Annotated in this window: 23 protein-coding genes; 14 read left to right on the forward strand and 9 right to left on the reverse strand. The window is 63.3% G+C overall.

Features of this window, described 5'->3' with window-relative positions; translation table 11 throughout:
* Positions 1 to 112 precede the first annotated feature (112 nt).
* The 6 genes from BRA1253DRAFT_RS33160 to BRA1253DRAFT_RS33185 all read left to right on the forward strand — a co-directional run bounded on the left by BRA1253DRAFT_RS33160 (position 113) and on the right by BRA1253DRAFT_RS33185 (position 6,468).
* The gene (locus BRA1253DRAFT_RS33160) at positions 113 to 1,096 is read left to right on the forward strand and encodes an ABC transporter substrate-binding protein (protein WP_007601560.1); all 984 of its coding nucleotides are present in this window, start codon (positions 113 to 115) and stop codon (positions 1,094 to 1,096) included.
* 78 nt (positions 1,097 to 1,174) lie between these two features.
* The gene (gene ilvD, locus BRA1253DRAFT_RS33165; protein WP_007601561.1) at positions 1,175 to 2,869 is read left to right on the forward strand and encodes a dihydroxy-acid dehydratase; all 1,695 of its coding nucleotides are present in this window, start codon (positions 1,175 to 1,177) and stop codon (positions 2,867 to 2,869) included.
* A gap of 123 nt (positions 2,870 to 2,992) precedes the next feature.
* Entirely contained in the window at positions 2,993 to 3,838 is an 846-nt protein-coding gene (locus tag BRA1253DRAFT_RS33170; protein WP_007601562.1) for an ABC transporter ATP-binding protein, read from the forward strand.
* A complete protein-coding gene (locus BRA1253DRAFT_RS33175) occupies positions 3,835 to 4,620 on the forward strand; it encodes an ABC transporter permease (protein ID WP_007601568.1) in 786 nt (261 codons plus the stop codon). Before BRA1253DRAFT_RS33170 ends, BRA1253DRAFT_RS33175 begins: the two co-directional genes overlap by 4 nt.
* Positions 4,617 to 5,384 (forward strand): ABC transporter permease, encoded by a 768-nt coding sequence (locus BRA1253DRAFT_RS33180; RefSeq protein ID WP_007601569.1) that lies wholly within the window; start codon positions 4,617 to 4,619, stop codon positions 5,382 to 5,384. The genes BRA1253DRAFT_RS33175 and BRA1253DRAFT_RS33180 overlap by 4 nt, the downstream gene beginning before the upstream one ends.
* 37 nt (positions 5,385 to 5,421) lie before the next feature.
* Positions 5,422 to 6,468 (forward strand): hypothetical protein, encoded by a 1,047-nt coding sequence (locus BRA1253DRAFT_RS33185; protein ID WP_007601570.1) that lies wholly within the window; start codon positions 5,422 to 5,424, stop codon positions 6,466 to 6,468.
* On the opposite strand, the gene BRA1253DRAFT_RS33190 is transcribed toward BRA1253DRAFT_RS33185, so the two are convergent.
* From BRA1253DRAFT_RS33190 to BRA1253DRAFT_RS33210, 5 genes are read right to left on the reverse strand one after another with little or no spacing between them, the layout of a single operon-like run.
* The gene (locus tag BRA1253DRAFT_RS33190) at positions 6,465 to 7,457 is read right to left on the reverse strand and encodes a 3-hydroxybutyryl-CoA dehydrogenase (protein ID WP_007601571.1); all 993 of its coding nucleotides are present in this window, start codon (positions 7,455 to 7,457) and stop codon (positions 6,465 to 6,467) included. The two genes, BRA1253DRAFT_RS33185 and BRA1253DRAFT_RS33190, sit on opposite strands and share 4 nt — an antisense overlap.
* Before the next feature lie 3 nt (positions 7,458 to 7,460).
* Positions 7,461 to 8,549 (reverse strand): NAD/NADP-dependent octopine/nopaline dehydrogenase family protein, encoded by a 1,089-nt coding sequence (locus BRA1253DRAFT_RS33195; RefSeq protein ID WP_007601572.1) that lies wholly within the window; start codon positions 8,547 to 8,549, stop codon positions 7,461 to 7,463.
* Positions 8,546 to 10,069, reverse strand: coding sequence for a class I adenylate-forming enzyme family protein (locus tag BRA1253DRAFT_RS33200; RefSeq protein WP_007601573.1), 1,524 nt, complete (start codon positions 10,067 to 10,069; stop codon positions 8,546 to 8,548). The genes BRA1253DRAFT_RS33195 and BRA1253DRAFT_RS33200 overlap by 4 nt, the downstream gene beginning before the upstream one ends.
* A gap of 2 nt (positions 10,070 to 10,071) precedes the next feature.
* Positions 10,072 to 11,361 carry an acyl-CoA dehydrogenase family protein gene (locus BRA1253DRAFT_RS33205; RefSeq protein WP_007601574.1) on the reverse strand — a complete coding sequence of 430 codons (1,290 nt, stop codon included), beginning with the start codon at positions 11,359 to 11,361 and terminating at the stop codon, positions 10,072 to 10,074.
* Between the two features lie 12 nt (positions 11,362 to 11,373).
* The gene (locus tag BRA1253DRAFT_RS33210) at positions 11,374 to 12,171 is read right to left on the reverse strand and encodes an alpha/beta fold hydrolase (RefSeq protein ID WP_051058480.1); all 798 of its coding nucleotides are present in this window, start codon (positions 12,169 to 12,171) and stop codon (positions 11,374 to 11,376) included.
* A 215-nt stretch (positions 12,172 to 12,386) separates the two neighbouring features.
* Here BRA1253DRAFT_RS33210 and BRA1253DRAFT_RS33215 point away from each other — a divergent pair, with 215 nt between their 5' ends.
* The 4 genes from BRA1253DRAFT_RS33215 (at position 12,387) to BRA1253DRAFT_RS33230 (ending at position 17,780) form a co-directional block, all read left to right on the forward strand.
* On the forward strand, positions 12,387 to 13,148 hold the full coding sequence (locus tag BRA1253DRAFT_RS33215; RefSeq protein ID WP_007601576.1) for an SDR family NAD(P)-dependent oxidoreductase: 762 nt from the start codon (positions 12,387 to 12,389) through the stop codon (positions 13,146 to 13,148).
* 43 nt (positions 13,149 to 13,191) lie between these two features.
* Positions 13,192 to 14,028 (forward strand): enoyl-CoA hydratase family protein, encoded by an 837-nt coding sequence (locus BRA1253DRAFT_RS33220; protein ID WP_007601577.1) that lies wholly within the window; start codon positions 13,192 to 13,194, stop codon positions 14,026 to 14,028.
* 94 nt (positions 14,029 to 14,122) lie between these two features.
* Positions 14,123 to 16,474 (forward strand): bifunctional salicylyl-CoA 5-hydroxylase/oxidoreductase, encoded by a 2,352-nt coding sequence (locus BRA1253DRAFT_RS33225; RefSeq protein WP_007601578.1) that lies wholly within the window; start codon positions 14,123 to 14,125, stop codon positions 16,472 to 16,474.
* A 55-nt stretch (positions 16,475 to 16,529) separates the two neighbouring features.
* Positions 16,530 to 17,780 (forward strand): flavin-dependent oxidoreductase, encoded by a 1,251-nt coding sequence (locus BRA1253DRAFT_RS33230; RefSeq protein WP_007601579.1) that lies wholly within the window; start codon positions 16,530 to 16,532, stop codon positions 17,778 to 17,780.
* A gap of 2 nt (positions 17,781 to 17,782) precedes the next feature.
* Here BRA1253DRAFT_RS33230 and BRA1253DRAFT_RS33235 read toward each other — a convergent pair whose 3' ends face one another.
* On the reverse strand, positions 17,783 to 18,238 hold the full coding sequence (locus tag BRA1253DRAFT_RS33235; protein WP_007601580.1) for a cupin domain-containing protein: 456 nt from the start codon (positions 18,236 to 18,238) through the stop codon (positions 17,783 to 17,785).
* Between the two features lie 29 nt (positions 18,239 to 18,267).
* Positions 18,268 to 19,443 (reverse strand): ABC transporter substrate-binding protein, encoded by a 1,176-nt coding sequence (locus BRA1253DRAFT_RS33240; protein ID WP_007601582.1) that lies wholly within the window; start codon positions 19,441 to 19,443, stop codon positions 18,268 to 18,270.
* Positions 19,444 to 19,692: 249 nt separating this feature from the next.
* On the opposite strand from BRA1253DRAFT_RS33240, the gene BRA1253DRAFT_RS33245 reads away from it, so the two are divergent.
* From BRA1253DRAFT_RS33245 to BRA1253DRAFT_RS33255, 3 genes are all read left to right on the forward strand, one after another.
* Entirely contained in the window at positions 19,693 to 20,211 is a 519-nt protein-coding gene (locus BRA1253DRAFT_RS33245) for a MarR family winged helix-turn-helix transcriptional regulator (protein ID WP_007601583.1), read from the forward strand.
* 147 nt (positions 20,212 to 20,358) lie between these two features.
* Entirely contained in the window at positions 20,359 to 22,050 is a 1,692-nt protein-coding gene (locus BRA1253DRAFT_RS33250) for a benzoate-CoA ligase family protein (RefSeq protein ID WP_007601584.1), read from the forward strand.
* Between the two features lie 21 nt (positions 22,051 to 22,071).
* Positions 22,072 to 22,530: a RidA family protein gene (locus BRA1253DRAFT_RS33255; RefSeq protein WP_035994404.1), complete on the forward strand. Its 459-nt coding sequence runs from the start codon at positions 22,072 to 22,074 to the stop codon at positions 22,528 to 22,530.
* A gap of 32 nt (positions 22,531 to 22,562) precedes the next feature.
* On the opposite strand, the gene BRA1253DRAFT_RS33260 is transcribed toward BRA1253DRAFT_RS33255, so the two are convergent.
* Positions 22,563 to 23,291, reverse strand: coding sequence for a CBS domain-containing protein (locus tag BRA1253DRAFT_RS33260; protein WP_007601586.1), 729 nt, complete (start codon positions 23,289 to 23,291; stop codon positions 22,563 to 22,565).
* A 208-nt stretch (positions 23,292 to 23,499) separates the two neighbouring features.
* Here BRA1253DRAFT_RS33260 and BRA1253DRAFT_RS33265 point away from each other — a divergent pair, with 208 nt between their 5' ends.
* The gene (locus BRA1253DRAFT_RS33265; protein WP_007601587.1) at positions 23,500 to 25,347 is read left to right on the forward strand and encodes an alpha/beta hydrolase; all 1,848 of its coding nucleotides are present in this window, start codon (positions 23,500 to 23,502) and stop codon (positions 25,345 to 25,347) included.
* Here the strand turns inward: BRA1253DRAFT_RS33265 and BRA1253DRAFT_RS33270 are convergent.
* Positions 25,344 to 26,315: a CHAD domain-containing protein gene (locus BRA1253DRAFT_RS33270; RefSeq protein WP_007601589.1), complete on the reverse strand. Its 972-nt coding sequence runs from the start codon at positions 26,313 to 26,315 to the stop codon at positions 25,344 to 25,346. The genes BRA1253DRAFT_RS33265 and BRA1253DRAFT_RS33270 overlap by 4 nt on opposite strands.
* Positions 26,316 to 26,322: the final 7 nt, after the last annotated feature.

The following is a 26,322-nucleotide window of genomic DNA, read 5'->3' on the forward strand; positions in this document are numbered from 1 at the left end:
CACGACGAAACCGGCCGGCCTGCATGGCTTGCTTGATTGTTTGAACCATGAAACATTTGCCGCGGTCGGGTTGGATGGCGCCGGTCGGCGCCTGGGCAGCGGAGTGGGCACGATGCGAACCGTTTCGAAGTGGATCCTGGCTTTGGGGGCGGCAGCGGCCGTGAGCGCGAGCGCGGGCCCGTCATGGGCGCAGCAGACAATTCGTGTCGGCTGGACGATTCCGGCCGAGGAATCCAAATACTGGATGATGCGCCGCCCGGCTGAGTTTCCCAACATCGGCAAGGCCTACAACATCGAATGGACCCAGTTTCAGGGCACCGCTCCGATGACGCAGGCCTTGGCGGCCGGCGCGCTGGATTGCGCGACGCAGGCACCGCTGTCGCTCGCCAATGGCGTGGTTGGCGGCAACCTCAAGGCCTACATCGTGGCGCAGCATGTCTTCGAGAAGGCCGGTGGTTTCTCGGTCTACTGGGCTGTCATGGACGACTCCCCGATCAAGACGATCGCCGATCTCAAAGGCAAGACGGTCGGGATCTCCGTGATCGGCGGCGGCACCCAGGGCCCGTTCAATCTGTTGCTGAAGCAGAACGGCATCGATCCGGCCAAGGACATCAAGCTGGTCGAGGTCGGCTTTGCCGTCTCCGAAGATGCGTTGCGGCAGGGCCGCGTCGATGCGGTCAACATGAACCAGCCGTTTGCCGCGCGCGCGGAGGCAAAGGGCGGCACGCGCAAACTGTTCTCGCTGTCGCAGGCGATGCCGAACATCGTGCACATCCTGGAAGCCTGCCGTGCCGATTTCGTCGACAAGAACCCGGAACTGGTCAAGGCTTACGTGCGTGACATTACCTCTGGCATGAAGAAAGCGCTGGCCAACCGCGAAGAGACGTTGAAGGTTGTCAACGAAGTCCTGAAGGCACCTATTCCGGTTCTCGAGACCTATCTGCTCAAGGACAATGATTTCGGCCGCGATCCGGGCGCGGCACCGAATTTCCCCGCGATCCAGAAGATGCTGGACATCTACGCGGAGACAGGGATGCTGCCAAAGTTGGATGTCGCGCAATTCAAGCACTCGACGATCGTCGCTCCGCTGCAATAGGCGATCGGGCGACTGAACCGAGCGAGAAGCTCGCGGCGTCCAGGATGATCCGGGACGTTGCATGAAGAAGATGCACGTATGAAGAAGCTCCGATCTCGGATCACGACGGATGGCCTCGACCGGGCTCCGCACCGCGCGTTCATGCGCGCCATGGGGCTCGACGACGCTGCGATTGCCAAGCCGATGGTCGGCGTCGTCAGCATGAAGGGCGAACAGACACCCTGCAACATGACGCACGACTTTCAGGTCGCGGCGGCCAAGACGGGAATCGAGGAGGCCGGCGGTACGCCGCGCGAGTTTTCGACCGTGTCGGTTTCCGACGGTATCAGCATGAATCACGAGGGGATGAAGTTCTCCCTGTTTTCGCGGGAGCTGATTGCCGATTCGATCGAAGCCGTCGTCCATGGTCTCGCTTACGATGCGTTGATCGGTTACGGCGGATGCGACAAGACGCTTCCCGGCGTGATAATGGGCATGGTCCGGTGCAACGTCCCGTCCATTTTCATCTATGGCGGCAGCGCGCTGCCGGGCCGCGTAGACGGGCGGACCCTCACCGTGCTCGACTCCTATGAGGCTGTCGGCAGCTTCATGACCGGAGAGATCGACGGTGCCACGCTCGAGCGGATTGAGCGGGCCTGCCTGCCGACCATCGGCGCGTGCGCCGGCCAATTCACTGCCAACACCATGGGCATGGTGTCGGAGGCGATGGGCCTCACCATTCCCAACGTGTCGATGGTGCCAGGTGTCTATGCCGAGCGCGCGCAGATATCCAGGCGGGCCGGGCGCCTCATCATGGAGATTCTGGAGCGCGGCGGGCCGTTGCCGCGCGACGTCGTGACGCGGAAATCCCTGGAAAATGGTGCGGCGATCGTGGCTGCTACGGGCGGTTCGACCAATGCTGCGTTGCATCTGCCGGCGATCGCGAACGAGGCCGGGATCGCATTCACGATCGATGATGTCGGCGAGGTTTTCGCCAGGACGCCGCTGATCGGAAACCTGCGGCCTGGAGGCAAATATACGGCAAAGGATGTCTACGATATCGGCGGCGCTGCCGTGGTGATCCGGGAGCTGATCCAGAGCGGGCATATTGATGGCAGTTGCCGGTCGATCACGGGCCGTACACTTGCCGAAGAATATAGCGCCGCCAATGCTCCTGACGGAGAGGTCGTTTACGCGGCTCGCGCGCCGATCATGCCAGACGGCGGTGTGGCAGTGCTGAAGGGAAACCTCTGCCCTGATGGTGCGGTGATCAAGGTCGCCGGGCTGAAGAGCCAGTTGTTCGAAGGCGTGGCGCGCATCTTCGAAGACGAAGAAGCTTGTGTCGCAGCGGTTCGCGACCGCAGCTACAGGGCGGGCGATGTGCTTGTGATCCGCAATGAAGGGCCGGTGGGCGGCCCCGGCATGCGCGAGATGCTCGGCGTCACCGCGCTGATCTACGGCCAGGGCATGGGCGAGAAGGTGGCCCTGATCACGGATGGACGCTTCTCCGGCGCCACCCGCGGAATGTGCATCGGCTATGTGTCTCCCGAGGCCTTCGTCGGCGGTCCGCTGGCATTGGTTCGCGATGGCGACAGGATCCGGATTGATGCGGCAAATCGGCGGATGGATATGCTGGTCGACGAGCAGGAACTCACGGCTCGCCGACACGATTGGAAGCCGCGTCCGCCTCGTCACCGTGCCGGTGCGCTGGCGAAATATGCCCGATTGGTTGGCCAGGCACCGGGCGGGGCCGTGACGCATGAGGGGCCCGCAGAATGGCCCTGGTTCGGATGACGCGGCGCACTTGCCCGAAAACAGCGCGTGGTCTGGCAAGTTTCTTGCTAAGCTGGTGCCGCTGACGGAGGACATTCAGCGTGTCTGTTGCGCAGGGTTCGCGCGCGAACGAAGTGAGACGGGATGAAGGTAGTGCCTTCGAGATCGAGCGGATGGGTGAGACCGGTGACGCCGCAAAAACCGGCTTCTGCAATCATCGAGATCGAGAGCGTCTCGCAGGTATTTCAGACCTCGGCGCGCAAGGACCATGTGGCGCTATCGGACATCTCCCTGGCGATCGACGAGGGAGCCTTCGTCTCCATCCTTGGTCCGTCCGGCTGCGGCAAGTCGACATTGCTTTACGTCGTCGGCGGCTTCGTCAGCCCGACCAGCGGCTCAGCGAAGATCAGGGGACGGACGATCACGGGACCAGGGCCGGATCGCGGTCCGGTATTCCAGGAATTCGCGTTGTTTCCGTGGAAGACCGTGCTGGGCAATGTGATGTACGGCCCTCGCCAGCAGGGCGTGCGCACCACCGAGGCGGAAGCACAGAGCCGGGCCCTGATCGAAATGGTCGGGCTCAAGGGCTATGAGGACTTCTATCCCAAGGAGCTGTCCGGCGGCATGAAGCAGCGCGTGGCATTGGCTCGAACGCTGGCTTACCATCCTGAGGTTCTGTTGATGGACGAGCCGTTTGGCGCGCTCGATGCTCACACGCGAACGCGGCTGCAGAACGATCTGTTGAACATCTGGGAGCGTGATCGCAAAACGGTGCTATTCGTCACGCATTCGGTCGACGAAGCGGTTTTCCTCTCGGACAAGGTCGTGATGATGTCGAAGTCTCCCGGCCGTATCCGCGAGGTCATCGACATCGATCTGCCGCGGCCGCGCCGACGCAGCGAGCTGCTGCTCGACCCTCGCTACCAGAAATACGTTGTCGATATCGAGCGCATGTTCGACGAGATCGACGAGACGGGATCGCGGTCGTGACGTCGCTGGCGGCCTTGGGCAAGCGTGCCGCTCCGGTGTTTGCCTGTATCGGGCTTCTGGTGGCATGGCAGGTTGCGTCACTCGCGCTGAAGAACGACAGCTTCCCGACGGCGATCGAGGCGATCCGTGCAATCCCGGACATCCTCGGAGACAAGGAAGCTCTGATCAACATCCTGGCCTCGCTCCGCCGCATGGCGGTCGGGTTTGGCATAGCGGTATCGGTTTCGATCCCGCTCGGCCTGTTGATGGGCCGCAGCCGGGCCGTCGCGGCGTTCTTCAATCCGCTCCTGATGGTGATCTACCCGGTGCCGAAGGCCGCCTTGATGCCGATCATCATGCTGTGGCTGGGCGTCGGTGACATCACGAAGACGCTGGTGATCTTTCTCGGCGTCAGCCTGCCCGTGATCTATCACAGCTTCGAGGGCGCCAAGGCGGTGGAAGAGAAGATGCTGTGGTCGGGCGCCGCGATGGGGCTTTCGCCTGCGCAGCGGCTGGTCCGGATCGTACTGCCGGCGGCGCTTCCAGAAATTCTGACCGGTTGCCGCACCGGACTCGTGCTGGCGCTGATCACGATGATTACCAGCGAGATGATCGCCCGTCAGTCCGGCGCCGGCAATATCCTGTTCAATGCCCTCGACATGGGCCAATACGATACCGTCTTTGCGATGATCATCATCGTCGGCGCGATGGGAATTTGCCTCGATGCGATGTTCGAGCGGGTCCGCGCAAGGCTGGTGCGCTGGTCCGAACCGCAGTTCGACATGCCCCTGAGCTTCTCATGATCCCGCAGCTTCGCTCCACCGGCATTATTCTTGGGCTCGCGCCGATCGTGCTGGTGATCGCGCTGTGGCAAGGCCTTGTGTCATTTGGCTTTGCGCCTGCGGTCTTGCTGCCGCCGCCGGGATATGTCTTCAGCAGGCTACTTCAGCAACTCGTCACGTGGACGTTCCAGCAGGAGATCGCGGCGACCCTGATCCGGCTGTTTGCCGGCTTCGCGATCGCGGTCGTGCTCGGTGTCAGCATCGGCATCGCCGCCGCTGCCAGTCCGGCTATCAACGCCGTGGTTCGGCCGATTGTGCGCGTGCTCGCGCCTTTGCCCAAGGTCGCGCTCTATCCAGCATTGCTGCTGCTGCTCGGCTTCGGTCACGGATCGAAGATCACACTGGTCGCGGCGGATGCACTCTTTCCCATTCTCTTGTCTACCTATTACGGCGCGTCGACGGTGGAGCAGAAGCTGATCTGGTCGGCCATGGCGGCGGGAACGCCGCGCTATGAGATCCTGTTCAAGGTGGTGCTGCCGGCAGCGATGCCGTCGATCCTGACCGGTTGCCGCATCGGCCTTGTCATTTCATGCATCGTGGTGTTTCTGGCCGAGATGATCACGTCGAGCGACGGGCTCGGACATGTCCTCGTCACGGCGGCTCGGACCTTTCAGGCCGTCGATATGTTCGTGCCGCTGATCACGATCTCGCTGCTGGGCCTGATCCTCAATGGCCTGCTGGGGGCAGTGCGCGCGTATCTGCTGCGGGGTTTCCCCGAAGCATGAACTGACGAAGAAGAAACAGGAAGACCGGGAGTAGACCATGCTGGCTGACCGCATCGAGGCAAAATGGATCGACGCATTTTGCGAGATTTTTGAGCGATGCGCCGTCAAGGCCGGCGATACCGCGGCGATCCTCTCGGAAACCCAGTCACGTGCGTTGAATGTTCACCTGGCGGAGCTCGCGCTGCTGCGGATGGGCGCGCGACCGTTTCACGTGGTCATGCCGACCCCGCGTAACCGGAATATCGTTCCGATTCGCTCGACAGGGGCAAGCGAGGCGATCCAGCGGCTCGGCCCGGTGATCACCGCGCTTCAACAGGCAGGCTTTGTGGTGGATTGCACCATCGAGGGCCTGATGCATGCGGTGGAAACGCCCGAGATCCTCAAAGCCGGCGCGCGTATCCTGGTGATCTCCAACGAGCATCCCGAGGCGCTGGAGCGGATGGTGCCGGATCCCGCGCTCGAGAAGCGCGTTCGCGCAGCGGCAAAGATGCTGCGCGGGACCAAGCGGATGCGGGTGACGTCAAAAGCCGGTACGGCGCTCGACGTCGATATGGTCGGCGCATCCACGGTCGGCGTGTGGGGCTGGACCGACAAGCCCGGGACGCTGGCGCATTGGCCCGGCGGCATCGTCGTCAGCTTCCCCAAGAGCGGAACGATCAATGGCACGCTGGTGATGGCGCCCGGCGACATCAACCTGACCTTCAAGCGTTACCTGACGTCGCCGGTGAAGATGACGCTGAAGGACGATTATGTCGTCGAGCTGGAAGGCGAGGGCACCGATGCCGCAATGATGCGCGCCTACCTTGCCGCCTGGGGCGATCGGGAAGCCTATGCGGTATCGCATGTCGGTTTCGGCATGAATCCGGGCGCGCGCTACGAGGCGCTGTCGATGTATGATCAGCGCGACACCAACGGCACGGAAATTCGTGCCGTCTCCGGCAACTTCCTGTTCTCGACCGGTGCCAACGAATTCGCCGGCCGCTACACGGCGGGCCATTTCGATCTGCCGATGATGGGGACGACGATCGAGCTCGATGGCGTCGCGGTGGTGCGTGACGGGGTGCTGCAGGACGTCTTCGGCTAACCGCGATCGAGCACCGGTGGCCGCGCCAGGTCAAAGTGCCGAAGCAGGTCGACCATGGCCTGAAGCCGTTTTGCCCGATAGGCGTCGATGTCCATGCCTGAATAGTCGAGAAAGCCTGCACCTGTGCGCAGGCCGATCCGGCCCTCCTGCATGTTCCGCGAAATGACCTCCGGTGCACGATAGCGGTCGCTGCCGAGTGCGCCTTCGAGATAGCGACTGGCGTAGTAGAGGATATCACCGCCACCCCAGTCGATGAATTCGAGCAGCCCGAGCACGGCGTAGCGGAAGCCGAAGCCGTAGCGGATCGCCTTGTCGATGTCTTCTGCGCTGGCAACGCCTTCCTCGACCATGCGCGCGGCCTCGTTCATCGCCAGCGCCTGGATGCGCGGGACGATGAAGCCTGGTGTCGCAGCGCAGACCACCGGCACCTTGCCGATGCCTTCGAGTAGCGCCTTGACCTCGTCGATGACAGCGGGATCTGTGGCTTTGCCGGGCGAAACCTCCACCAGCGGAATCAGATAGGCCGGATTGAGCCAGTGCACATTGAGGAAACGGCGGGGATTCACGATCCCGCCTGAGAGGTCGTCGACGAGGATGGTCGACGTCGTCGATGCGATGATCGTATCGGGGCCGACTTGTTTTGAGGCCGCCCCCAGCACCTTCCGCTTGAGCTCGACGACTTCGGGGACTCCTTCGAAGATTATTCCCGCATCGGACAGTGCCACATCGCTCTGGCTGGCCGGCACCACCGAGACCCGCGCAATGAGCGGGTCGACATCCGCCTCGGTCAGTAGCCCCAGCTTCGACAGGCTGGCAAAGGTCTTCCTGATTTCGCCGAGAGCATCTGCCTCCAGCCTGGCGAAATCTTCCGCCGAGCGATCCTTGATGTCGATCATCGTGACCGTATGCCCAGCGTAGGCAAACGCGACGGCGATGCCGCGGCCCATGCGGCCGGCCCCGAGACAGGCGATGATGGCTCGGCTGGTCATCGGTCAAAATCCCCTGCGAAGAAGCGTCTGCAAAGCGGCTTTGTCGAGATGGCCAAGCCCCAGCGTCTCGAGGGTTCGGCCGCCTTGCGCAAAATCCTCACCGCAGATTGCGCCGCCAATGGCGAGGAATGCCTTGGCCAATGGCGTGGCCACGCCCGCCAGGCCGGCGACGGAGACCAGCAGCGATAGCCCAAGCCGTAAATCTTCTCTCATGTAGCGGTGCTCGGTCAGCACGATCCGCTCGCGCCAGTCGCCGGAATCGGTCAGCCTGTCATGCGAGCCGCGGCCGTACATCCAGATCTCGCCCTCCCTGGCGTAGTGATGGGCGAGCGGAAAATGCGGTGCGCCATATCCGAACGCTTCACGCACGGCAATCCGTTCGCCGTCGAGCGCGTCGGTGACCCGGCGAATCGCGGCTTGCGTTCCTTCCTTGTGAATGTCCCACTTCTCGAAATGCTCGATCGGCCCTGCATTCATCACGATCAGCGGCGGATGGATAATCGGGCCTGCGTTCATCAGCGCACCGGAGAGAGCATCGCCGCACGGCTCGATCGCGCCGGGGAAAGCCTGTCCAATCACTTCAAGTGCACGCGGCGCCTGATCGAGCGGGAAAACGCCGGCCGGCAGTCGCTTGGCGCGGATGGTGATCGCGACCTCGAACGGCCCGTGCTTGCGGGTCAGCCAGGGCAAGGTCCCGGTCTCGGCAAAGCACGCCTTGGCGTGGTTGCCGGCATCCCGCGCAGCCTGGGCGAAGATCATCGAGCCGAACGTGGCCGGCGGCAGAAACACGACCTGGCCATCCCGCAGATGTGGAGCAAGCAGGCGCGCAATATCAGGCTGCGCGAAGGCGGGGGCGGGACAGAGGATCAGCTCTGCGCCATTGACCGCTTCGGCAATGCCGGCCGTGACCAGCGCGAGCTTGACGTCGTGACCGCCGTTATGATCCTTCACCAGGATACGCGAGCCGGCGGCGCGATGTGCCGCGACCTGATCCGCGTCGCGGCGCCAGAGCCGGACCTCATGTCCCGACAGCGCGAAATCGCCCGCGGCCGCGAAAGAGCCGTTTCCCCCACCCAGAACCGCAATCTTCAAGATGCTTCTCCTTGGGTGCGCGATTGCGCATCAAGCTGCTTCAGCAGGAAATGCTGGACCTTGCCCAGCGCCGTGCGCGGCAGGTCGGTGACGAAAACGATGTCGCGCGGAACCTTGTAGCGAGCGAGTTGGGCCTGAAGATGGACTTTCAACGCGTCTGCTTCCAGTCGACAGTCGGATCGCCGGATCACGTAGGCGATGGGCACCTCGTCCCAGCGTGGATCGGGCCGGCCAATCACGGCGCATTCGCTGACATCGGGATGTTCGAGCAGGACGCGTTCGACCTCCGCCGGATAGATGTTCTCGCCGCCGGAAATGATCATGTTCTTCTTGCGGTCACGCACCCAGAAATAGCCGTCCGCGTCGCACAGGCCGATATCGCCGGTACGATACCAGCCGTCATGCAGCGCATCGCGCGTGGCGTCCGCATTGCCCCAATATTCGAAGAACACGTTGGGGCCGCGCACCGCGATCTCGCCCGGCGCGCCCGCCGGCACCTCGTTGCCGACCTGATCAATCACTTTCGCTTCGCAGCACAGGCCGGCAAGTCCGGTCGATCCCGCGCGCGAAAGATCGCCACCAAGCCGGGTGTAGACTGCGATGGGACAAGTTTCCGTCGAGCCGTAGACCTGAAGCACGGGTACGCCGCGCGCCACGAAGCGGTCGATCAGATGCGGCGGCACGATGGTCGAGCCGGTCGCGACGGCTTTGAGTGACGAAAGGTCGGTCGTAGCCCAGGCGGGATGCTCGCTCACCGCCTGGATGATCGCCGGCACCATCACGGTCAAGGTCGGCCGGTCCCGTTCGATGGCTGCAAGCGCGGTGTCCGGCGTGAAGCGTGCGTGAACCGTGACCGTAGCGCCCAGCTGGAGCGCCGCCGTGGTCTGGATGTTGAGGCCACCGACGTGGAAAAACGGCAGCAGCGTCAGCACATGGTCATCGGACGTCATGTTGTGCATGTGCTGGCTCATGACGCCGTTCCAGAACAATGCCTCCTGGCGCAGCACCGCGCCTTTGGGCCGTCCGGTCGTTCCTGATGTATAGACAATGAGGAGCGGACAGGAGAGATCAGTGTGCGGGTTGCGGCCGGTGCCCCGGCACCGAGCCAACAGGTTTTCGAACGTCGTGCCGCGCGGCGGCTCGAAATCGAGCCCGACAATTGCGGTCCCCTCAAGCTCGGCGAGTACCCCCTCAAATGCCTGCTCGAGGACCAGGACCTTGGCGCCGGCATCGGTGAGGATAAAAAGCTGCTCGGCGATAGCCAGCCGCCAGTTCAGGGGCACCAGCATCGCGCCGAGTCGCGCGCAGGCATAAAGCAGAACCAGATAGTCCGGCCGGTTCAGACTGAGGATCGCAACGCGGTCGCCCCGACCGACGCCGAGCTCCTGCTTCAACGTCGCCGCCGTCCGCTCGATCCGTGCAGCGAATGCCGCATAGCTCAACCGTTCGCCCTCGAAGGCGATGGCTGTCCTGTCTGGCGCGAACGCCGCGTTGCGATCGATCAGACTGCAGAGATCCACCGTCAGTCGTCCGTTTCGCCGGCCTCGTACAGCGCCTCGCGCCCGATCCGGTCGAGGCAGAGCTCGGCTGTCCAGGGCAACATCAGCGAGCCGCAGCGGCTGTCGCGATAGATGCGCTCGAGCGGCAGCGAGCGGAGCATGGCCTGTCCGCCGCAGGTGCGGATCGCGAGCGCGGCGAGCTCATTGGCGCCCTCCATCACGGAATATTGCGCGGCATAGGCACGCAGTACCTGCTCCTTGCTCGGATTGGCGCGCGCCTCGGTGACGGCCTGGAACCAGATCGCCTTGATCTGCTCGAGCTTGATCTGCATCTGCGCGACCGCAATCTGCTTCGTCGGATACATCCTGCGCTTCACCGGCGGCATGCCCGGCACTTCGCCGCGCAGATATCGCAGGGTGAAGTCATAGGCGGCTTGAGCAAGGCCCATATAGGTCGGCGACAACGTCAGGAACATGTGCGGCCAGCGCATCGCGGCCTGGAAATAGACGCCCCGCGGCATCAGCGCCGAATCTGCCGGCACGAACACGTCCTTGAACAGCAGCGTGCGCGAGACCGTTCCGCGCATGCCGAGCGGGTCCCAGTCGCCGACGACCGAGACGCCTTCCGATTTCGCAGGGATCGCGAGGTAAAGCGTATTGCGGCGCGAAGCCTTCTCACCTTCCTCGATCTCGGTGCAGAGAACGCCGTAATAGTCCGCATGGCCGGAGAGTGATGCAAAGATCTTCTTGCCGTTGACGATCCAGCCGCCCTCGACCGGCCTTGCTTCCGTGCCGAAAGCGACGCCGCCTGCCGCTGCCGCACCGCCCTCCGAGAACGGCTGCGAATAGATCGCGCCGTCCTCGACGATACGCTTGTAGTGGACTGCACGCCGCTGCTCGTGCTCGGCGCGGGTTTCAGCATCCATGTCGAGATCGTCGGCGAGCGGACCCGACCACAGCGTCGAGCAGACATGCATGTTCCACGTGAGCGCGGTCGCGCCGCAATACCGGCCGATTTCGGCTGCCGCCAGTGCGTAGGTTTGATAATTCGCCCCCAGCCCGCCATGTTTCTTGGGGATGGCAATACCGAGTAGGCCGACGCGATGCAGGTCGCGATAATTCTCAGACGGGAAGATCGCCTCGCGGTCGTAAGTCGCGGCGCGGCCGGCGAACACGCTCTGGCCGATCTCGCGCGCCCGCGCGATGATGCCGGCCTGCTCGTCGCTCAGTCGGAATGCGACGGGATCGAAGATCGGTGCATCCAGCGCGACCTTGTCAGTCGCGCCGATGGTCTTGCTGACTTGCATGGTCATTGCGCAGTCACCTTAAGTTTTGATCGCGACGGAGTTCAGGAAGAGGCCGAGGGCCTCGTTAAAGGCATCGGGGCGTTCCAAGTTGGCGAGATGGCCCACAGCCCCGAGCTCGACATATTCCGCCGAGGGAATGTAGCTCGCCGTCTTCGCCATCATCGGCGCTGGTGCGTTGTTGTCCTTGGAGCCGGACAGCAGCAGCGTCGGGATCGAAATGTCCTTGAGGGTGCTGCGTTGGTCGAAGCCAATCAAGGCCAGCATCATGGCGCGATAGCTCGCCTCGGGCACGCTTGCCATGCACTCGCGCGCAAGCTCCATTCCCCTGGGATCAGGATCATCGCCCACCAGTTCCTTCACCAGAGAGGGCGCCAGCGACTTCATCGTTTCGCCGCGATCGAGCGGCCCGAGCCGTGCGGCGATAAACGATGTCTGCCAATCGCCGTCGGCCTTGCCGAAGGCCGGGCTGGTCTGCGCCAGCACGACCGCGCGCGCCAGTTTTGGGGATTGCACCAGCCATTTCTGGACGATCATGCCGCCGATGGAATGGCCGACCAGAATCGGCCTACTCGCACCAAGCTGCTCGATGAATTGCTGGAGCGCATCCGCCAGGGCAGCGATGCTGACGCTGGCGAGCGGCGCCGAGCCGCCATAGCCAGGCATGTCCCATGCAATCGCGTGGAAGCGGTCGCCGAATGTGGCAAGCTGCTGCCGCCAGGCCCGTGCCGCACCGCCGATGCCATGCAGGAAAATCAGAGGTGTCCCGCCCGGATCGCCCGCTGCTTCATAGGCGAAGCGGCCGTCCTTTGTTATCATTGGCCCAGGCTGCGACACGCGACATCCTTTTGCTTGGCTCTTCGATGCTAACAGGCCTGTGAGGGATGGGAAGAGATAATTTTATACTTAAAGCAATTTTCAGGCCGGTCGTCGGAGTACGGTTGTTCGCGGGGCCGAGTCGCGCTTTGTTTGCAAAAGTTTGAAGGTTAAAATATATCGAGAGGGCGATCAGCAGAATGCAAGGAAGCCAGCGCATGTCCGGATTACCGCATTCGCCGCACGCGCTGGTGACCGGTGGCGGTCGCGGCATCGGTCGGGCCATCGCAGCAGCGCTCGTCGAGGCCGGTGCTACTGTGACCGTCCTTGGGCGGGATGCTGCCACACTCGAGGACGCAGTCAGCGCAGGAGCTGCCCATTTTGCGGCCGTCGCCGACGTCTCGGACGAAACCTCATTGAAAGCCGCCATCGCTCAAGCGAGTGCGCGGCAGCCGATCGATATCCTGATCGCCAACGCGGGAAGCGCCGAGTCCGCGCCGTTCGCCAAATCCGACAGTGCCCTGTTCGCGCGCATGATGGACGTCAATTTCATGGGCGTGGTCCATGCTGTCAGCGCTGTGCTGCCCGGGATGAAGGATCGTCCCTATGGTCGTATCGTCGCCATCGCGTCGACGGCGGGGCTCAAGGGATATGCCTATGTCAGCGCGTACACCGCGGCCAAGCACGCTGTGGTCGGTCTCGTGCGGTCCCTTGCACTAGAGATGGCTGCCAGCAACGTGACCATCAATGCGGTGTGTCCCGGTTTCACCAACACGGATCTCGTCGCCGGCAGCATCGAGAACATCATGAAAAAGACGGGACGCAGCCGCGAGCAGGCCATTGCCGAGCTCGCGAAACATAATCCGCAGGGGAGATTGATCTCGCCGCAGCAGGTCGCGGATGCCGTGCTCTGGCTGTGCGGCGAGGGCGCCGGCGCAATCACCGGGCAGGCAATCGCTGTTGCCGGTGGTGAGATTTAGCGCGCATGGCCAAGGCGCGGAGCAAGGAAGCCAAGGAGATCGCATGAGCAGACCAGCCAATCCCGTGACCTTACCGCTTGCGGACTATTCGCCGCAGCACTTCCTGCTGGCCGTCGTCGATGGTGTTGCAACCGTCACGCTCAATCGTCCGGAACGGAAGAATCCACTAACCTTCGAGAGCTATCGCGAACTCACCGATTTCTTTCGCGCCTGCGCCTTCGACGATGCGGTCAAGTCCATCGTCGTGACCGGCGCTGGTGCCAATTTCTCGTCCGGCGGCGATGTGTTCGAGATCATCGGTCCGCTCGTGAAGATGGACACCAAGGGGCTGACGGCGTTTACACGGATGACTGGCGACCTCGTCAAGGCGATGCGGGCCTGTCCGCAGCCGATCGTTGCCGCGGTCGAAGGCATTTGCGCCGGGGCGGGCGCGATCATCGCCATGGCGTCGGACATGCGGCTTGCGGCGAGCGGAGCCAAGGTTGCATTCCTCTTCAACAAGGTGGGCCTTGCCGGTTGTGACATGGGCGCCTGCGCGATCCTGCCGCGGATCATCGGACAGTCCCGCGCCTCCGAGTTGCTCTACACCGGCCGGTTCATGACCGCGGAGGAGGGTGAGCGCTGGGGCTTCTTCAGCCGTATCCTCACGTCGGAGCAGGTGCTGCCCCAGGCACAAGTGCTGGCCAAGCAAATCGCGGAGGGACCGACGTTTGCCAACACCATGACCAAGCGGATGCTGGCCATGGAATGGGCGATGTCGGTGGAGGAGGCGATCGAGGCGGAAGCCGTTGCTCAAGCGCTGTGCATGACGACCGCCGATTTCGAACGGGCCTTCGAGGCCTTTGCCAACAAGGTCAAGCCGGTCTTCAGGGGCGATTAAGCCGGGCTTTGCCGCCGGCCTGCCGCAATGGGGACTTGCGCGAAATTATTTTAGGCTTAAAATAGTTTCGGCGGGTTGAATTGGCGAGGCTCCCATGAAAGTCGCGATCATCGGTGGCGGACCTGCGGGTCTCTACGCTGCAATCCTGCTGAAGAAGCAGCGACCGAGCGCTGAGATCGCGGTGTACGAGCGCAATCGCGCCGACGATACCTTCGGCTTCGGCGTGGTGTTCTCGGACGCCACGCTCGATAATTTCGAGAAGCACGACCTTCCGAGCTATCGCCGCATCACCCAGGAATTCGCCTACTGGGATGACATCGCCGTCCACTTCCGCGGAACGGTTCATCGGGTCGGCGGCAACGGCTTTTGCGGCTGCTCGCGGCAGAAGCTGCTCCTGATCCTCCAGGCGCGCGCGCGCGAACTGGGCGTCGTCCTGAATTTCGAAGTAGACGTCGAGGACGAATCCCGCTTCGCCGAAGCCGATCTGATCCTGGTCGCGGACGGCATCAACAGCCGCTTCCGCGACAAATATGTCGATCATTTCGCGCCGGAAGTCGACCTCCGTACCAACAAGTTCGCCTGGATGGGCTCGACCAGGCCGCTGGATGCCTTCACCTTCATCTTCCAGGAGACGGAGTGGGGCCCGTTCATCGCCCATGCCTATCAATATGAAGCCGGACACTCGACCTGGATTTTCGAGACCGATCCGGAGACCTTCGAACGCGCCGGGCTGACAGGGCTGAACGAGGCCCAGTCGGCTGCGCGGATGGCCGAGATCTTCGGCTGGTTCCTCGACGGGCACCAATTGCTCACGAACCGCTCGACGTGGCGCAATTTCCCGATGATCCGCAGCAAGCGCTGGGTCAAGGACAACATGGTCCTGCTCGGCGACGCCAAGGCGAGCGCGCATTTCTCGATCGGCTCGGGCACCAAGCTCGCAATGGAAGACGCGATCGCGCTGGCTGAGGCGATGGAGAAGGCGCCCAGCATCAAAGCGGCGCTGGACGTCTATGAGCACGGCCGCCGCGAAGAGGTCGAGAAGACGCAGCACGCCGCCGACGTCTCGCTGGTCTGGTTTGAGCATGTCGACCGCTTCTGGGATTTCGATCCCGTGCAGTTCGCCTTCGGCGTGATGACGCGCTCGAAGGCGATCACCTATGACAACCTGAAGCTTCGCGCCCCTGACTTCGTGGCGGAGGTCGAAAGATCATTTGCCAAGCGTGTTCGTGACAGCGGCTTCGACGTCGACACCGAGAAGCCGATGGTGCCGCTGTTCCAGCCCTTCCGGCTGCGCGAGATGGAGATCGCCAATCGCGCCGTGGTGTCGCCGATGTGCATGTATTCGGCGAAGGAGGGCGTGCCGACCGATTTCCACCTGGTGCATTATGGATCGCGTGCGATCGGCGGTGCCGGCCTCATCTTCACGGAGATGACCTGCGTTGCCCGCGACGCGCGCATCACGCCCGGCTGCACAGGACTGTGGAATGACGAGCAGGAGGCATCCTGGCGGCGCATCGTTGATTTCGTCCATGCCAATTCAGCCGCAAAAATCTGCCTCCAACTGGGGCACGCCGGGCGCAAGGGTGCGACCAAGCTGATGTGGGACGGCATGGATCGTCCGCTCGAGGAGGGCGGCTGGGAGGTGTTTTCGGCGTCTCCACTGCCCTATTTCCCCGACAGCCAGGTTCCGCGCGAGCTCGATCGGGTCGGCATGAACGCCGCGAGAGATGCTTTCGTCGCGGCGGCCGAGCGCGGCGAACGCTGTGGCTTCGACATGCTCGAACTGCACTGCGCCCACGGCTATCTGCTTGCGAGCTTCATCTCGCCGCTGACGAACACCCGCACGGATGAGTATGGCGGCTCGCTCGAAAACCGCCTGCGCTTTCCGCTCGAAATCTTCGAGGCGCTGCGGGCCGTATGGCCGTCGCACAAGCCGATGTCCGTGCGCATTTCCGCGACCGACTGGGCCGAGGGTGGCATCGGCGGCGACGATGCGGTGGCGATCGCGCGCGCGTTTGCCGAAGCCGGCGTCGATCTCGTCGACGTCTCAACCGGGCAGACCGTGCGCGATGCGCAGCCGATCTACGGCCGCATGTTCCAGACGCCGTTCTCCGACCAGGTCCGCAATGAGGCGCGCGTGGCCACGATGTGTGTCGGCAACATCACGACGGCGGACCAGGCCAACACCATCCTGGCTGCCGGCCGGGCGGACCTCGTCGCGCTGGGGCGGCCGCATCTGGTCGATCCCTCCTTCACCATGAGGGCGGCGGCCTGGTACGGAGCGGACGACGCGTTCTGTCCGCCGCAATATCTTCCCGGAAAAGATCAGATTTTCCGCAACAGCGTGCGCGACCGGCAGGATCTCGAGGAGCTGAGAATTAAGGCTAAGCCCAAGACCCGGGCCGAGCTCAAGGCGGAGGCGACAAAGCCGCTTGCAGCGGAGTGACCGCCCGTGCGAATTTGGCCGTATTGCCTGGTGTGTACCGAGTGGAGTGAGGGCGATGAAGGCGATTATCGTCGGTGGCGGTATCGGTGGTCTCACCACCGCATTGATGCTGCGCTCGCGGGGCCTCGCTTGCGAGATTTTCGAGCAGTCCGACACCATCCGCGAGCTTGGCGTCGGCATCAATACGCTGCCCCACGCCATGCGCGAGCTGGCAGGCCTCGGTCTGCTCCAGCAGCTTGACGATGTCGCGATCCGCACCGACCAGCTCTATTACCTCAACCGTCACGGCCAGGAAGTCTGGCGCGAGGCTCGCGGCATCGACGCCGGCCACGATGTGCCGCAATTCTCGATCCACCGCGGCCGCCTTCAGGGCGTCATCCATCGCGCCGTCGAGGAGCGGCTCGGGCCGGAGGCCATCCACACCGGCTGCCGCCTCGGCGCCTTCACGCAGGACGAGAGCGGCGTCACCGCTTACTTCTTCGACCGCTCAGGCGCGCACATCCATACCGCGCGCGGCGACATCCTGATTGGTGCCGACGGCATCCATTCGCGGGTCCGTGACACGCTGTTCCCGAGCGAGGGGCCGCCATGCTGGAACGGCCTGATGCTGTGGCGCGGTGCGCGGGATTGGCCGCTATTCCTCACCGGCAAGTCGATGATTGTGGCCGGCGGGCTCAACGCCAAGGTTGTGATCTATCCCATCGCGGAGGGATCGAGCCCGGCGAGCCGTCTCACCAACTGGGCGGTGCTGGTGAGGGTCGGCGAGGGCAATGCCCCGCCGCCGCGCAAGGAAGACTGGTCGCGGCCGGGCCGGCGCGAGGAGTTGATGCCGCATGTCGCGCGCTTCTCGGTGCCCTATGTCGACGTGAAGAGCCTGATCTCCGCCACGCCCGAGTTCTACGAATATCCGACCTGCGACCGCGATCCATTGCCCTATTGGTCGTCCGGCCGAGTCACGCTGCTCGGTGACGCCGCGCATCCGATGTATCCGGTTGGCTCCAATGGCGCCTCGCAGGCCATCCTCGATGCGCGCTGCCTCGCAGACGCGCTGGTGCGCGCCGAGCATCCGCGCCAGGCGTTGCTTGAATACGAGAAGAAGCGCCTGCCCATGACCGCGGACATCGTCCGCTCCAACCGGCGCGGCGGTCCCGAGGGCGTCATCGACGCCGTCGAGCAGCTCGCGCCTGATGGTTTCGACAATGTCGACAACGTGCTGAGCTATTCCCAGCGCGAGGCGATCGTGCGCGGCTATGCTACCAAGGCCGGCTTCGCCGCAGTGCCGGGACTTGCGGCGGTGCGCGCCTGAAGCTAGCCGCCGGGAGGCGGCGGCAGGAAGTGGATGTTGAACTCGGCGGCCATCGCCACCACGTCCTCCGGCTTCTGTTCCTTCATGTTGTGAAGGCCCCAGAACAGGTCGAACAGCTTGCGGGTCGGTGACACCCAGAACAGCACTTTCGCGGTCTGCTCCGACTTGTTGAAGATGCCGTGCGGCACGCCCATGCCGAGCCGGATCAGGTCGCCCGCAGTCGCCTGCGACTCGGAATTGCCGAGCATGAAATCGAGCTTGCCCTCCAGCATATAGAGATATTCATCCTGGTCGGGATGGATGTGCGGCGGCACGAACGTGCCCGGCGGCAGCGTCGCATGCCAGGAGAAGCTGTGCTCCGTGTTGCTCTTCGGCACATAGGTCTGGCCGAGGATGTTCCAGGAGATGCCCTGGATTCCCTCATTGGCGCGCGTGATGCCGGTGATTTCGCTCTTCATTGTGATCCTCCCTCAATGCGACGTGCGGCTTAGTTCGCCGCCTTGCAGTCCTTGGCGTAGCGGTCGCCGTAATTCTCGAAGACTTTTTGGACGATCTCGGTCTGGAACTTGCCGTCCGCGCGCTTGGCGACCTTGGTCAGGTAGAAATCCTGGATCGGATAACCGTTGGTGTTGAACTTGAAGGCGCCGCGCAGCGAGGTGAAGTCCGCCTTTTTCAGAGCGGCCGCGACCGCATCCTTGTTCGAGAGATCGCCCTTCACGGCCTTGACGGCGCTGTCGATCAGCATCGCGGCATCATACGCCTGGAAGGCGTAGGTGCCCGGCACGATGTTATAGGCGGCCTCGTAGGCGGCGACGAACTTCTTGTTCTGGGGATTGTCGAGATTGGGCGCCCAGTTCGCGCCGCCGAACATGCCGACTGCGGCGTCCTGCTGCGCCGGCAAGGTCGATTCATCCACGGTGAAAGCCGAGAGCACCGGAATGCTGTCGGCGAGGCCGGCCTGCTTGTATTGCTTGACGAGATTGACGCCGAGGCCGCCGGGCATGAACGTGAAGAGCGCATCGGGCTTCTGCGACGAAATCTTGGAAAGCTCCGGCTGGAAGTCCAGCGTGTTGAGCGGCATGTAGGATTCTTCGACAATCTCGCCCTTGTAGTCGAGCTTGAAGCCCGCCACCGAGTCCTTGCCGGCCTGATAATTCGGCACCATCAGATACATGCGCTTGTAGCCGCGATCCTGCGCGACCTTGCCAAGGATTTCGTGCACCTGGTCGTTCTGATACGAGGTTACATAGAAGAACGGATTGCAGTCCTTGCCGGCAAACGTAGACGGGCCGGCATTGGGGCTGATCAGGAAGGTTTTCGATTCCGTCACCGGCCGGTGGATCGCCTGGAGGATGTTGGAGAAGATCGGGCCGACCACGAAGTCGACCTTGTCGCGCTCCAGAAGGCCCTTGACCTTGGTGACCCCTGCGTCCGGCTTCAATTCATCGTCGACCACGACGACTTCGACATCGCGGCCGCCCATCTTGCCGCCGAGATCCTTGACCCCCAGCGCAAAGCCGTCGCGAACCTGTTGGCCGAGCGCGGCGGCGGGTCCCGAGAGGGTCACGATCACACCCAGCTTGATTTTTTCCTGGGCGAGGGAAGGGCTCACCGCGGTGCCAAGCAGCAAGGCGGCTGCGGCCAACGTCATTTGCGTCTTCATGATCTGTCCCCCGTGATAACAGGACTTGCGTTGCAAGCCGCTACTCCAATCCAAGTTTATGCCGATGATTGCTGCCACGGCAAGCGAGCTCAAGGCATCGTCATCCTGCGGGCAGCGGCGCATGCAAGCGGCGCGCCAATTATTTGAAGCTTAAAGAAATCGGTATGCGGTCGATTGTTGCGGCTTTAGGCTTGCAGCGGGCTTCGATTTATTTGAAGCTCGAAACATTGGGAATCCGTGCCGGCGCCAATGCCGGCCGAGAGTGACTGCATCAACATGCTCGATTCCGAGACCAAGGCCGTCGAAACTCCGGAGGATCACGCTGAAGAGCTTCGGCTGTGGCTGCGCCTCTTGACCTGCACGACCCTGATCGAGGGCGAGGTCCGTGGCCGGTTGCGGCAGCGCTTCGACGTCACATTGCCCCGTTTCGACCTGATGGCGCAGCTCGACAAGGCACCCGACGGCATGACGCTGTCCGACGTCTCCAAGCGCATGATGGTGTCGAACGGCAACGTCACCGGCCTCGTCGAGCGCCTCGTGGAATCCGGTCATCTCGACCGCCGCACGTCGGAGACGGACCGCCGCGTCCAGGTGATCCGGTTGACTAAACTCGGTCGCGCCGAATTTCGCAGAATGGCCGCGGAACACGAAACCTGGATCGCCGATCTCTTCGCTGATCTGACCCCGAAGGATGTGCGCGAATTGATGCGGCTGCTCGCCAAGACCAAGGCATCGGCGCAGAAATCGGCCGCTCGCCGCCGGGGCTAGGTCCGCGGCCGAGGCACCCGCCCATCCCGTTTGCCACCGGAAAAAGCACGGGATGCCCAAAATCCGCTATTGCGCGAAATTGCTTTAAGCCTAAAATGTTTCCGAGTTAGTGCTGCCGGGTGCTTTCCATGCTGAAAGGAGCGTGCGATGGCCAACGCCGCCAAGGTTCAAGTCTCGGGCTCGCGTGACGACAATGCCGCGACAGCCCATGTCGATACATTCGCGCGGCAGCATCTTCCGCCGCGAGAGTTGTGGCCGGACTTCATCTTCACGCGACCGGAACTGCAATATCCGCCCCGCCTCAACTGCGTCAGCTATTTCCTCGACCGCTGGGTCGAGCAGGGACATGGCGACGCTCCCTGCGTGATCAGCCCGGCGGTCAGCTACACCTATCGTGAGCTGCAAACGGTCGTGAACCGCATCGCCAATGTGCTGGTCGGCAAGCTTGGTCTCGTCACCGGCGGACGCGTGCTGCTACGCTCGGCCAACAATCCGATGATGGTCGCGACCTATCTGGCGGTGATCAAGGCCGGCGGCATTGTCGTGGCGACGATGCCGCTCTTGCGCGCCAAGGAGCTGTCCTATCCGATCCAGAAGGCGGAGATCGCACTCGCGCTCTGCGATGGCAAGCTCGCCGACGAAATGGAGAAGGCGAAAGCCGCAGCCCCCGACCTCAAGCGCGTGGTCTATTGGGGCAACGGCGCCGACGACTCGCTCGAGGCCCTGATGGGGGATGCAAGTCCGGAGTTCAAAGCTGTCGATACCGCCTCCGACGACGTCTGCCTGATCGCTTTCACGTCGGGCACGACCGGCGACCCCAAGGGCACCATGCATTTCCACCGTGACATGCTGGCGGTGTGCGATGGCTATGCGCGCAACATCCTGCGCGCGGAGCAGAAGGATCGCTTCGTCGGCTCGGCACCGCTCGCCTTCACGTTTGGCTTCGGCGGCGTGCTGTTTCCGATGCACATCGGCGCCTCGTTCGTCGTTCTGGAGAAGACGGCGCCCGACGACATTCTGAATGCGATCGAGCAGTACAAGACCACGGTCTGTTTCACCGCCCCGACCGCGTACCGGGCGATGATTGGCAAGCTTCCGGGCCGCGATATTTCGTCGCTCCGCAAATGCGTGTCCGCCGGCGAGACGCTGCCCAAGCCGACATTCGATGCCTGGCTGAACGCGACCGGCATCAAGCTGATGGACGGCATCGGCTCGACCGAGCTGCTGCACATCTTCATCAGCGCGACCGAGGACGAAATCCGCCCGGGTGCGACGGGCAAGCCGGTGCCTGGGTATGAGGCGAAGATCGTCGATGATTCGGGCAACGACGTTCCGCCGGGCGCGATGGGAAGGCTCGCGGTACGCGGGCCGACCGGATGCCGCTATCTCGCCGACGAGCGGCAGCGCAAATACGTCCAGAACGGCTGGAACATCACCGGCGACACCTATCTGATGGATAGCGACGGCTATTTCTGGTACCAATCGCGCTCAGACGACATGATCGTGTCGGCCGGCTACAACATCGCTGGCACGGACGTCGAGGCGGCGCTGCTTACGCATCCCTCCGTCCTCGAGTGCGGGGTGGTCGGCGCGCCGGACGAAGCGCGCGGCATGATCGTGAAGGCCTATGTCGTTGCCGCGCCGGGCGTTACGCCGGACCCCGAGCTCGTGGCTGCGTTGCAGGAGCATGTCAAACGGGAGATCGCGCCATACAAATATCCGCGCGCGATCGAGTTCGTGACGCAACTGCCGAAGACCGAGACCGGCAAACTAAAGCGCTTTGCGCTTCGGCAACTGGCGCAGACCGCGGTGGCGTCCTCCGGCGTCGCGGCGGAATGAGAGAAGGATAGAGAATTGTCAGTGACGACGCCGAAAGGCCCGCACCTCGCGGTGCTGCCGACAGCAGCCGAGGACGAAGCCCGCTCCAGGGCGCAGGTGCTCCAGCCGTCCGGTTGGCCGGTGCCGAAAGGCTATGCCAACGGCATGGCCGCCGAGGGACGCATCGTCGTCACTGGCGGCGTCATCGGCTGGGATGCCGAGGAGCATCTCGCGGACGGTTTTGTCGCGCAAGTGCGCCAGACCCTGAGCAACATCGCCGCGATCCTCGCGGAGGCCGGTGCGCAGCCCGAGCATCTGGTGCGCCTGACCTGGTACGTCGTCGACATGGAGGAGTACCTGGCGAACCTGAAAGAGCTCGGCAAGGCCTACCGCACCATCTTCGGCGCGCACTATCCGGCGATGGCGCTGGTTCAGGTCGTCCGCCTCGTCGAGAAGGCGGCGCGCGTCGAAATCGAGGCCACCGCCGTCATCCCGCGCTGAACTGCGGTCCGTGCGTGCTCAGCTTGCCTTGGTCAGCTTGCCTTGGCGAGGTCATCGTCCTCGGGCGAGTTTAGATATATTCCTGACATGGTGTCGACCCAGCAGAGATGGTCATGCACCTTCTTCACGCCGTTGACGTTCTCCGCTGCGACGACGGCGGCCTGTCGCACGCGCTCCTCGGTGATGACGCCGCTGAGATGAACGATTCCGTCGCGGACGATGACGTTCAGCCCGAACGGGCACCAGTCGTTCTTCTCCATGGTATCGATGATGCGGCTGCGAATGTGATCGTCGTCCGCGGTCGGGTCGGGTACGTCTCGGGCGAGGTCCGCCACCGCCTGGAGCAGGTTCGCGCGCGACACGATGCCGACGATCTTGTCGCCGCGGATCACCGGTAGACGCTTCACATTGTTCCGTTCCATGAGATCGACGATCTCGGCAAGTGCCGTATCCTCGGTGAGGGTCACTGGTGAACGGGTCATCACCTCCGAGACCTTGCGGCCGTGCTCGTGGACGAAGTCGCTGGCCGATTTGCCGGATCCGAGAATGAACCGCAGCCAGCGCCCTCGCTTGCGTCCCGTGCCGATTTCGCTGCGGCGGATGAAGTCGCCTTCCGAGACCACGCCGACCAGCTTGCCGGCATCGTCGACGACGGTGAGACCGCTGACATGCCGCTTCAGCATGATGTTTGCCGCCTCCACGATGCTGGTGTCTGGGGTAACCGAGATGACCGACCGGGTCATGATCTGATGGGCGCGCATGCCGGACTCCGCTGGCTTGTCGAATATCGATGCGGGGAGCGTAGCTCTGGCGTCGTGCTGCGGCTTGACGCAGGTCAAAGGATGAATCGGGCTCTTCCCGGTTGAGCAATCGTGATCGATGCCCGGACTTGATGCAGCTCAACGCGCATCCGAAGCCTCGCCATATCCTGCTGCCACGCCGCCAAGAAGCGGGCAGGAACATTCAGCCATGAGCGTCGTGCAGATATTTCCAAGACCCGAAGAGCCGTCCGCGCAGGCTCTCTCCGTCAGTCCTGTTGTTGAGCCCGAAGCCTCTACGACGGCCCCCGAAGCCCTGGCTGGAAGGCCCGTCGCCGCCGATTCCCTGCCTGTATCGGAGCCATACCCTCTTGACCGCGCGTTTCACGCGATGCTGTCGCGGTTGACGGGCGGGATTTCGCCGCTGGCCTTGTCGCTCGCCTGGCTCGATTGGAGCTCTCATCTGGCTGCGGCACCGCAGCGTCAGGTGGAGATGTCGCGCAACATGCTTCGCGACATGGGCCAGTTTGTGGAAGCCGCCGCGCATGCGACGTCGCAAAAACCGTGGTCCGTGATTGCGCCGCAGGGGCGGGATCGTCGCTTCAGGGGGCCACAATGGGAAGCCGCACCGTTCAATCTGCTTGCGCAGGCGTTCCTGCTCGGAGAGCGCTGGTGGCACGATGCCGCGACAGGTGTACGTGGCGTGTCGCACGCAAATGAAGCCATCGTCGAATTCTCGATGCGCCAGATGCTCGACATGCTGGCGCCGTCGAACTTCGCGGCGACCAATCCGCAAGTGCTGGAGAAGGCGTTCCGGAGCGGCGGGGAGAATTTCGTGTTCGGCTGGCAGAACTGGTGCAGCGACCTGATGCGCCTGCTCTCCGCCTCTAGGCCCGCGGGTGACGAACAGTTCATCGTCGGCGAGACGGTCGCGGCTTCGCCGGGCAAGGTCGTTTATCGCAACGCGTTGATCGAGCTGATCCAGTACCAACCCACGACTGCGCAAGTGCGACCCGAGCCAATCCTGATCGTGCCCGCCTGGATCATGAAGTACTACATCCTCGATCTGTCGCCGCAGAATTCTCTGGTGAAGTATCTGACCGGTCAGGGCTTCACCGTATTCGCGATTTCCTGGCGAAATCCGGATGCCAAAGACCGGGATGTCGCCTTCGACGACTATCGCAAGCTGGGCGTCATGGCGGCGCTGGACATGATCGGCCGGATCCTGCCGGGCCGGAACACCCATGCGCTCGGCTACTGCCTGGGCGGCACATTGCTGTCGATCGCCGCGGCCGCGATGGCACGCGACGGCGACAAGCGACTGTGCACGATCACCCTGCTTGCCGCACAGACGGATTTCACCGAGGCCGGCGAGCTAACGCTCTTCGTCAACGAGAGCCAGGTCGCCTTTCTCGAGGACCTGATGTGGCAGCGGGGCTATCTGGACACGACGCAGATGGCCGGCGCGTTCCAGCTGTTGCGCTCCAACGAACTGATCTGGTCGCGGCTGTCGCATGACTATCTGATGGGCGAGGGTGCGCCACCGAGCGACCTGATGGCCTGGAACGCCGACGCCACGCGGCTGCCCTATCGCATGCACTCGGAGTATCTGCGAAAGCTATTCCTGGGCAACGATCTGGCCGAGGGCCGCTATCGTGTCGACGAGAAGAGTGTCTCGCTTTCCGACATCCATGCGCCGATGTTCGTGGTCGGCACGCTCGCCGATCACGTGGCGCCGTGGCGATCCGTCTACAAGATCCACTATCAGGTCGATGCCGACGTGACCTTTGTGTTGACCAGCGGCGGCCACAATGCCGGCGTCGTTGCGCCGCCGGACGAGCCCGGCCACAGCTATCAAGTGCTGATCAAGGCTGCCGATGCGCCCTATGTCGGCCCGGACGAATGGCTGAAGCTGGCACCGCAAGTCGAGGGATCGTGGTGGCCAGAATGGGCCGAACGGCTGGCCGCACACTCCGGGGCGCCCTGCGATCCGCCGCAGATCGGAGGCGGAGACCTTGACGGTCTGCCGGACGCGCCGGGAGACTACGTCCACACCTAGTCCTCAGGCTCCGCATTCGGCGCAAGGTCGGCGGAGCGGAACGGCTTGGCCTTGTCGAGTTTCCGGTAGGCGCGCGAGGCGGTCCGCAACAGTTTCTTTTCGCGCTTGCGATTGAGGAAGCGAATGCTCGCCTCGGGAACGGCCTCGTTCAATGACGCCGCCAAGGTTTGCCCTCGCGCATCGTCGTTCAATTGCCCGAGAGACTTTTGCGCCTTGCGCAATTGCTTGAGGATCGACTTCTGCTTCGTCAGCGACTCGTCGGCGAATAGGTCGTCCAGGGACTCGATCGAATAGGTCAGCCGTTTGTTGAGAAGCCGCAGCTTGTGCCGTTTCTCGACGTCGAGCTTGCGGAGCTTGCGCGCTTTCTTGAGCAGCGTTTTTTCCCATTCCGTGAGTTTCACTGTTGCGTGGTCGGCGAGCGTGCAGCGGCGTAGCCTAATAGCTTCCTTGCTGCGCCGGGTCGACCAGGGGCCGCTCTCGATCCAGGCTGAGGTCTGCTCGACGAGCCGGCGATACCGCGCGGATTGCAGCGCGCGCGCCAACTGGCGATGGCTCTCGGCGCGCTTTTCGTCCCAATGCTGGAGCTCGGCAATCACGGTCAACTCGCCTTCACTCTCGGCGATGACCCGCTCGATCGCCACGTCGAGGTCCCGGACCATGCCGAGCTGGCTGTTCAGCCATTTCAGTTCGGTCCAGACCTCCGGCCGAAGGGCATCATCGACCATCGGTGAGAAGAAGCGGATGGCGGTGCGCAGATGCGTCAGTGCAATCCGGATCTGGTGCAGTGCCTCGGGATCGCCGCGGCAGGTGCCGTCATGCTGGGCGAGAACGGCGGCGAGGTGACGGCGGGCGATGATCCGGAAGGCCGTGTCGCAGACCATGCCGGAGCTGAGGCGGCCGGGCAGGGCATTGCGCCTCGCCGCAGGCTTGACGCGCGCGGCCGTCGAACTCGTGCTGGGTCGCGCCATTTGCAGA

It is taken from the genome of Bradyrhizobium sp. WSM1253 (genome assembly GCF_000244935.1).
Taxonomy (GTDB): Bacteria; Pseudomonadota; Alphaproteobacteria; order Rhizobiales; family Xanthobacteraceae; genus Bradyrhizobium; species Bradyrhizobium canariense.

Excerpts from the sequence above, each read along its gene's own strand:
- BRA1253DRAFT_RS33160 (WP_007601560.1), top strand. The coding sequence starts at position 113 with ATGCGAACCGTTTCGAAGTGGATCCTGGCTTTGGGGGCGGCAGCGGCC.
- ilvD (WP_007601561.1), top strand. The coding sequence starts at position 1,175 with ATGAAGAAGCTCCGATCTCGGATCACGACGGATGGCCTCGACCGGGCT.
- BRA1253DRAFT_RS33170 (WP_007601562.1), top strand. The coding sequence starts at position 2,993 with ATGAAGGTAGTGCCTTCGAGATCGAGCGGATGGGTGAGACCGGTGACG.
- BRA1253DRAFT_RS33180 (WP_007601569.1), top strand. The coding sequence starts at position 4,617 with ATGATCCCGCAGCTTCGCTCCACCGGCATTATTCTTGGGCTCGCGCCG.
- BRA1253DRAFT_RS33185 (WP_007601570.1), top strand. The coding sequence starts at position 5,422 with ATGCTGGCTGACCGCATCGAGGCAAAATGGATCGACGCATTTTGCGAG.
- BRA1253DRAFT_RS33190 (WP_007601571.1), bottom strand. The coding sequence starts at position 7,457 with ATGACCAGCCGAGCCATCATCGCCTGTCTCGGGGCCGGCCGCATGGGC.
- BRA1253DRAFT_RS33205 (WP_007601574.1), bottom strand. The coding sequence starts at position 11,361 with ATGACCATGCAAGTCAGCAAGACCATCGGCGCGACTGACAAGGTCGCG.
- BRA1253DRAFT_RS33210 (WP_051058480.1), bottom strand. The coding sequence starts at position 12,171 with ATGATAACAAAGGACGGCCGCTTCGCCTATGAAGCAGCGGGCGATCCG.
- BRA1253DRAFT_RS33215 (WP_007601576.1), top strand. The coding sequence starts at position 12,387 with ATGTCCGGATTACCGCATTCGCCGCACGCGCTGGTGACCGGTGGCGGT.
- BRA1253DRAFT_RS33220 (WP_007601577.1), top strand. The coding sequence starts at position 13,192 with ATGAGCAGACCAGCCAATCCCGTGACCTTACCGCTTGCGGACTATTCG.
- BRA1253DRAFT_RS33225 (WP_007601578.1), top strand. The coding sequence starts at position 14,123 with ATGAAAGTCGCGATCATCGGTGGCGGACCTGCGGGTCTCTACGCTGCA.
- BRA1253DRAFT_RS33230 (WP_007601579.1), top strand. The coding sequence starts at position 16,530 with ATGAAGGCGATTATCGTCGGTGGCGGTATCGGTGGTCTCACCACCGCA.
- BRA1253DRAFT_RS33235 (WP_007601580.1), bottom strand. The coding sequence starts at position 18,238 with ATGAAGAGCGAAATCACCGGCATCACGCGCGCCAATGAGGGAATCCAG.
- BRA1253DRAFT_RS33240 (WP_007601582.1), bottom strand. The coding sequence starts at position 19,443 with ATGAAGACGCAAATGACGTTGGCCGCAGCCGCCTTGCTGCTTGGCACC.
- BRA1253DRAFT_RS33245 (WP_007601583.1), top strand. The coding sequence starts at position 19,693 with ATGCCGGCCGAGAGTGACTGCATCAACATGCTCGATTCCGAGACCAAG.
- BRA1253DRAFT_RS33250 (WP_007601584.1), top strand. The coding sequence starts at position 20,359 with ATGGCCAACGCCGCCAAGGTTCAAGTCTCGGGCTCGCGTGACGACAAT.
- BRA1253DRAFT_RS33260 (WP_007601586.1), bottom strand. The coding sequence starts at position 23,291 with ATGCGCGCCCATCAGATCATGACCCGGTCGGTCATCTCGGTTACCCCA.
- BRA1253DRAFT_RS33265 (WP_007601587.1), top strand. The coding sequence starts at position 23,500 with ATGAGCGTCGTGCAGATATTTCCAAGACCCGAAGAGCCGTCCGCGCAG.
- BRA1253DRAFT_RS33270 (WP_007601589.1), bottom strand. The coding sequence starts at position 26,315 with ATGGCGCGACCCAGCACGAGTTCGACGGCCGCGCGCGTCAAGCCTGCG.